Source organism: Ectothiorhodospira lacustris (genome assembly GCF_022227785.1).
GTDB classification, from domain to species: domain Bacteria; phylum Pseudomonadota; class Gammaproteobacteria; order Ectothiorhodospirales; family Ectothiorhodospiraceae; genus Ectothiorhodospira; species Ectothiorhodospira lacustris.
Window position 1 is genome coordinate 1 of sequence record NZ_JAJNQM010000122.1, and the last position, 5,932, is coordinate 5,932.

General features: G+C 60.7%; 8 protein-coding genes. 6 read left to right on the forward strand and 2 right to left on the reverse strand.

What is annotated here, in order from left to right; genetic code table 11:
• A partial coding sequence (locus tag LQ952_RS15185; protein WP_238623463.1) for a hypothetical protein occupies positions 1 to 180 on the reverse strand: 180 nt, incomplete at its 3' end.
• 226 nt (positions 181 to 406) lie between these two features.
• Here LQ952_RS15185 and LQ952_RS15190 point away from each other — a divergent pair.
• From LQ952_RS15190 to LQ952_RS15210, 5 genes are all read left to right on the forward strand, one after another.
• Positions 407 to 925 (forward strand): flavin reductase family protein, encoded by a 519-nt coding sequence (locus tag LQ952_RS15190; protein WP_238623464.1) that lies wholly within the window; start codon positions 407 to 409, stop codon positions 923 to 925.
• 37 nt (positions 926 to 962) lie between these two features.
• Complete coding sequence (locus LQ952_RS15195) at positions 963 to 1,637, forward strand: Crp/Fnr family transcriptional regulator (RefSeq protein WP_238623465.1); 675 nt, start codon at positions 963 to 965, stop codon at positions 1,635 to 1,637.
• A 71-nt stretch (positions 1,638 to 1,708) separates the two neighbouring features.
• Entirely contained in the window at positions 1,709 to 2,797 is a 1,089-nt protein-coding gene (locus LQ952_RS15200) for an esterase/lipase family protein (protein WP_238623469.1), read from the forward strand.
• Positions 2,798 to 2,811: 14 nt separating this feature from the next.
• On the forward strand, positions 2,812 to 3,981 hold the full coding sequence (locus LQ952_RS15205) for an alpha-hydroxy acid oxidase (RefSeq protein ID WP_238623466.1): 1,170 nt from the start codon (positions 2,812 to 2,814) through the stop codon (positions 3,979 to 3,981).
• Between the two features lie 97 nt (positions 3,982 to 4,078).
• Positions 4,079 to 4,558 (forward strand): DUF456 domain-containing protein, encoded by a 480-nt coding sequence (locus LQ952_RS15210; RefSeq protein ID WP_238623467.1) that lies wholly within the window; start codon positions 4,079 to 4,081, stop codon positions 4,556 to 4,558.
• Between the two features lie 173 nt (positions 4,559 to 4,731).
• Here the strand turns inward: LQ952_RS15210 and LQ952_RS15215 are convergent, their stop codons facing one another.
• Positions 4,732 to 5,340, reverse strand: coding sequence for an OsmC family protein (locus tag LQ952_RS15215; protein WP_238623468.1), 609 nt, complete (start codon positions 5,338 to 5,340; stop codon positions 4,732 to 4,734).
• A gap of 306 nt (positions 5,341 to 5,646) precedes the next feature.
• On the opposite strand from LQ952_RS15215, the gene LQ952_RS15220 reads away from it, so the two are divergent.
• A partial coding sequence (locus LQ952_RS15220) for a type 1 glutamine amidotransferase family protein (protein ID WP_488349784.1) occupies positions 5,647 to 5,932 on the forward strand: 286 nt, incomplete at its 3' end.

The window sequence follows — 5,932 nt, forward strand, 5'->3', positions numbered from 1 at the left end:
GGTATTCTGGATCTCCAGTTCCGCTTGGTAGATCCTCAGTTTCTGGGTGATCTCGGCGAGGTTGGTTTCCCCCTTTTCCAGCATCTGTTCCGCCAGGTCAAAATCACCCTTTCGCAGGGCCTCCTGGGCCTGCTCTCGGATGAGTTTGATGTTTTCCTGGGTGTGTTCGTCTTTTGACATCAGCTTGCTGGCATATTGGGGCTATGGAACAGGGTCTCTTGCAGACACGGCCGAAAGAGCGTCCATATTCATGTGAGCTGCATCACAGGGTTGACCGTGGCATCATAACCCAGCGCTGCCCGGCTTTCCTTCATAATCAGTACAAATCCCTGGCTCCCTCCGTGGCGCAAGGTCGTACGGGAGCTCGGGTGTACCTTGCGGCACACTTCCACTGCAGGCCAAACCGATGAAGCCTTCCGGCATGATCTTTCCCGAGCCGAAGCCGGTCACCGATGATCGCGTGTTGCGTGATGCCCTGGGGCGTTTTGCCACGGGCATCACCGTGATCACCTGTCGTGATCCGGACGGCGGAACCCCCCAGGGATTTACCGCGAACTCCTTCAGTTCGGTGTCACTGGACCCGCCGCTGGTGCTCTTCAGCCTGCGCAAGGAGGCCCAGTGCCTGCCTGCGTTTCTTGGCAGCGGCGCATTTGCCGTCAATGTGCTGGCGCAAGACCAGACCGAGGTATCCGCCCGTTTCGCATCCAGTGATCCGGATCGTTGGGCAGGGGTTGGACACGCAGTCTGGTCCACCGGGGCACCGATTCTCCACGATATGCTGGCAAGCTTTGAGTGTCGCACCGTGGCCACTCACGAAGGTGGCGATCATGTCATTTTCATTGGTGAGGTGCTCGCCCTGTCAACTCCTCGGGAAGCGCCTCCGTTGCTGTATTTTCGTGGTGCCTACCAAACATTGCGTACCTGACGGGGGCAATGGTGAATTGCCCGAGGTGGGAAACTCCATGATCCAGCCCGCTGAATTGCAGCGCCTGCCCCTGTTCGAACCCCTGTCGGTGGCGCAGCTGGAGTACGTCCGCAGCACCGCCCGGGAGCGGTCGTGCATGGCCGGCGAGCCCCTTTTCACGCAGGGTGATGCCGCCCGCCATTTCTTTCTGGTGCGGCGTGGGGGGATTAAGCTGTTCCTGCTTTCTCGCGAGGGGGACGAGAAGGTCGTTGAAGTCATCCAGGCAGGGCAGCTCTTTGCCGAGGCCGTGATGTTCATGGAGCAGCGGCGTTATCCGGTGAATGCCACCGCTCTGGCGGACACGGAACTCGTGATCTTTGACCATGACACCTTCCTGTCCCTGCTCGCCGAGACCCCCGGCCTGGCCCTGAAGATGCTGGGTAGTCTCAGCCGACGGGTCCATGGTCTGCTCAGTCATATTGATGAACTCACCCTCCACAATGCCACTTACCGCCTGGTAGCCTACCTGCTGTCACAGCCTCAGGACGATACGGGAGAGGTGCGTCTGGACCTGCCCAAGCAGGTCATTGCTTCACGTCTGTCCATGAAACCCGAAACCCTATCGCGAATCCTGGCTCGACTCAGGACGCAGGCATTGGTGGAAGTATCCGGGGAGACCCTGCTGCTCAAGGACAAGAATGGCTTGCGCCGGTTGCTGGGGCAGGAGATCTGATTCCAGGCCAGTCTCTTGTGCATCCGTGCCGGCCATCGCGTGTTTCACGATAATTTTGGGATACGGAGATGATGCGCCGATTGACTCTGTTCATCCTTTTGCTGTTGCTGCTGGTCGTCTTTACACCGTTTACCGGGTGGGTCGTCTGGACGGAGCGCAATCCCGATCTGGAACGGGAATTCCGTATTACCGTACAGGAACGGCTGGAAACCTGGTTTCCCGAGGCCATGTCGCTGCCGCCGGAACTGATCGGGTTCATCCCCCGTGGCGACGCTCGTGAAGACACCGTCCCTGATGTAGTCTTGATCCATGGTCTGGATGAGCCGGGCGGAATCTGGGATGACCTCATACCACTGCTGGAGGCGGCCTGCCTGACGGTATGGGAGTTTCGCTACCCCAATGATCAGGCCATTGACCGGAGTGCCGACCTTCTTGCGGAACACTGGAAAACACTGGATGCAGGTCGTTCGGTGACCCTGATCGGGCATAGCATGGGAGGATTGGTCATCCGGGACTTCGTTTCCCGTTGGCGACATCCCGTTGAAGAAACGTCCGAGTTATCCGGTCCCCGGGTGATGGGCACCGTTATGGTGGGTACACCCAACCAGGGTTCCGAATGGGCCAGACTGCGGGTCTGGCTTGAGGTGCGCGAATGGTTGGCGGATATCCCTGAAGGCAGGTTCTCCCTCTGGGCTGGTTTGCGTGACGGCACCGGCGCGGCCAAGATCGACCTGCAACCCGACAGTGAATTTTTGCGAGATCTGAACCGCAGGCCCTGGCCCGCCGAGGTGCCCGTTCGCGTGATCGGCGGTCAGCTCACCGAACCCACACCGACCATGCGCGCCAGCCTGGATGTCCTGTCCGAGGAACTGGGTATTGAGGACCTACCGACCCGGCTCGAGGCCTGGTGGTCTTCCACCGGGGAGTCCCTGGGAGATGGTGCCGTACCGGTGATCTCGTTGGCATTTGACGGTGCCCCGGAGCCGGTGATCGTGCCCGCATCCCATCGCGGCCTGCTGGTGCAGATGCCTTTTGCCGACCAGAAACCGCCGGCAATTCCGCTGATAGTCGAGCAGTTGCAGGAATGGAACGGCGGATGTGAAGAACAAGGCGTTGCCGCCCGGTCGAATCAACAGGCTGGGCATGAGCCCGAACATTGAGGGGGAGAACCGATATGCCCGTCATCACCCGGATCGAAGACCTTCGCTGCATCCATGAACGCCGTGTCCCCCGGATGTTTTATGACTATGTGGAATCCGGTAGCTGGACTGAGCAGACCTTCCGCGAAAATACCACCGATTTTTCGCATATCCGCCTGCGCCAGCGTGTGGCGGTCGACATGTCCGGGCGCAGTACGCGATCACGAATGATCGGCGAAGCAGTGGCCATGCCGGTGGCGCTGGCCCCGGTGGGGCTGACGGGCATGCAATCGGCGGATGGCGAAATCAAGGCGGCTCGGGCCGCCGAGGCATTCGGCGTACCCTTCACGCTGTCCACCATGTCCATCTGTTCGATCGAGGATGTGGCGGAGCACACCACCAAGCCCTTTTGGTTTCAGGTCTACACACTCAAAGACGATGATTTCATGGCCCGGCTCTTCGAGCGCGCCCGCGCCGCCCGATGTTCGGCCATCGTGGTCACGGTGGATCTGCAGGTGTTGGGACAGCGGCACAAGGATCTGAAAAACGGACTGTCCGCGCCACCGAAGCTGACGGTGAAATCCATCGCCGATCTGATGACGAAAATCCCCTGGGGGCTGGAAATGCTCGGCACCAGGCGCCGCTTCTTCGGCAACATCGTGGGGCACGCCAAAGGCGTGACGGACCCTTCCTCACTCTCCACCTGGACGGCAGAGGCGTTCGACGTCTCCCTGGACTGGAAACGCATCGCCCGGTTCAAGGACATGTGGGGCGGCAAGATGATCATCAAGGGCATCATGGACCCTGAGGATGCGCGCCGCGCGGTCGATGTGGGGGCGGATGCGATCGTCGTATCGAACCACGGCGGACGCCAACTCGATGGGGCAGTCAGCTCGATTCGCATGCTGCCCTCGATTCTGGATGCTGTGGGCGACCAGGTTGAAGTCCACTTCGACGGTGGTATCCGCTCCGGGCAGGATGTTCTCAAGGCGCTGGCACTGGGGGCGAGAGGCACCTATATCGGCCGGGCCTACAACTATGGGCTGGGGGCCATGGGTGAGCAGGGGGTGACCAGGGCACTTGAGATCATTCACAAGGAACTGGATATCACGATGGCGCTCTGCGGCGAGACCGATGTAGCCCGGCTGGGCCTTCATAACCTTTATGTGCCTCAAGGCTTCGGAGACCCGACGGTTCTGGTGTGATCCTGCCCTGGTCAAGAAAGTTGGTCTTCCAATCCCTCAGCTTGGTGTACGATTCACCCTCTCTCCGAGAAAAACGCTTCCCACTGATATCGTTCCCATGATTGCCATTGCCTGGTTCCTTGCCGCTCTGCTCGTCATTCTGGGACTCGCGGGACTTATCCTGCCGGCGTTGCCCGGCCCACTGCTGCTATTTGCCGGTCTGTGGACTGCGGCTTGGGCGGAGGGATTCGCCCACGTGGGATCCAAAACCCTGATCGTGCTGGGCCTGCTGGCGGCGCTGGCCTTTCTGGCGGATTTCGTGGCAGGTGCCTTCGGGGCTCGGCGCTACGGGGCCTCCGGCCGCTCCATCCTCGGGGCTGCCCTGGGGGCCGTGGTGGGGATGTTCTTTGGACTCATCGGTTTGTTGCTGGGTCCCTTCATAGGCGCCGTGCTGGGTGAACTGTCGGCCCGTCGAGACCTGGTGGCCGCAGGGCGTGCCGGTTGGGGAGCCACCCTCGGGCTGATACTGGGTACCGCCGCCAAGGTGGCCCTGGGCATCACCATGGTGGCACTATTTCTGGTGGTGCGGTTCTTGTAGAGAGACGGCGTCTGCATGCTCCGCGATCACTATCATTGGACATTCATCGCGAGCGTCGGCACGGCGAACCTTTTGTGGCAGGACGTTTCTTCTGCCGGCAAAACCGCGCGAACGCTCGCGATGACGGCGATGGCCACGTACGAATGGATGGCTTGCAGAGCACATCCCGGCTATCAGGCAACAGTTTCGTTACCTTCCGCCGTTTGCGACGCATCTCTTGCCACCCTCTCCAGCGTCACTGGAACGGGTTTGCAAACCGTGCTGCAGACCGGTGAATGCTCGCGGGCGAATGCCAGCAGACGATCGATCTCCTCATCCGTCGCATCCGCTTCGATGTCCATCCGGATACGGATCGACTCGTAACCGACAGGGACCGAGTCATCCAGGGCGAGAAAGCCCTGCAGGTCGATGTCACCGGTCAGTTCGGTAGAGAGCCGGTGGATACGGATGCCGCGTGCAGCCGCATGCAGCACTGTCGTCGTGGTGACGCAGCCGGCAAGGGCATGCAGCAGATACTCAACGGGGTTGGCGCCCTCGTTGGCGCCGAGCAGCACCGGCGGCTCGCCGTTGGTGAACACGAACGGCTCCGTGCGCGAGGTGTCCTCGGCACCGGCGCCGTAAAAGTCCCGGATGCTCGAGCGGTTTTCACCGCCATCGATCCACTGGTTGCGTGCGCGGAACTGGAACCGGGCCAGTGCAGGATCGTTCTTCAACGCCTCAACGGTTTGCGCCATCTGGTCGAGATTCAGGCCGTTACGGGTGTGTTGGTCATGCTGTGTCATGGCAGTCTCCTTTCGGTTTCATGGACTTCGAATGGGCCGCTTGGGCGGAGGCTGGGATGGCTTCCGGTCTTCCAGAGCGGCTTGACACCATGATGAAACTTGACAAGCGGTCTTTTCAGATGGATATCTGACAATAACAGGGCATTTGTGCCACTAAATGAGGGGAGGGCGGGTGTGGTCGCGAACGCGACCGGGGGCAACAGAGAACCGGGTCAGCAGGCGAATGCACGGCGGACCCGTAGCCGGGAAGGTGCCATCAGCTAAAACAGCCGCAGGGCCACAGGCAAGAACGAAAGAGGCTTCAGCATGACGGCCAGCACCGCGCCCATCGAAGTCCTGATCGTTGCCGTGAAAGAGACCGCCGGCTCCGCCCTCTATGGGATGGTCGACGTCCTACTGGCCACCGGGAATGTCTGGGAGACTCTGGTGCGGTCGGAAACTGCGAAAAACGTGTTCAACGTGCGCATCGTGTCGCCCGAAAAGCACCCCTTCACCTGCGGCAACCAGATCCCGGTCAACCCGGCATGCGCCATCGAAGACGACCCCGAAGCCGACATCATCATCCTGCCCGAATTGTGGCTGGGCCCGGACG